The following is a 377-nucleotide window of genomic DNA, read 5'->3' as shown; positions in this document are numbered from 1 at the left end:
GGCGGCACGGCGATCCAGACCGTGACGATCGTGATCACCGGCACCAACGACGCACCGGTCATCACTTCGGGCGTGCAGAGCGGTTCTGTGACGGAGATCGCCGACAAGGCGACGGGTGAGAACACGGTCACACACACGCAGGGCGGTGCGGTTGGCTTTAGCGATGTCGATACGCTCGACACCCACAGCGCCAGCTTCAAGGCGAACGGCAACGGCTATCTCGGCACCTTCGCGCTCGACCCGCTGAACCAGGCAACCGATCAGATCGGCTGGAGCTTCAAGGTTGCCGACAGCGTGCTCGACTCGCTGCAGGCGGGCCAAAAGCTGACGCAGACCTATGACGTCTCCGTCGACGACGGCAAGGGCGGTACGGCGAC

At 64.2% G+C, this 377-nt stretch carries 1 protein-coding gene; it reads left to right on the top strand.

All coding sequences use genetic code 11. The features are described from left to right. On the top strand, window positions 1–377 hold a 377-nt coding region (locus IB279_RS36805; RefSeq protein ID WP_210338787.1), incomplete at both ends, for a VCBS domain-containing protein.

The sequence above is a fragment of the Ensifer sp. ENS06 genome (assembly GCF_014852205.1).
Classification (GTDB): Bacteria; Pseudomonadota; Alphaproteobacteria; order Rhizobiales; family Rhizobiaceae; genus Ensifer; species Ensifer adhaerens.
The sequence above is the reverse complement of the archived record's forward strand: the minus strand, read 5'-3'. Positions and strand labels throughout refer to the sequence as shown.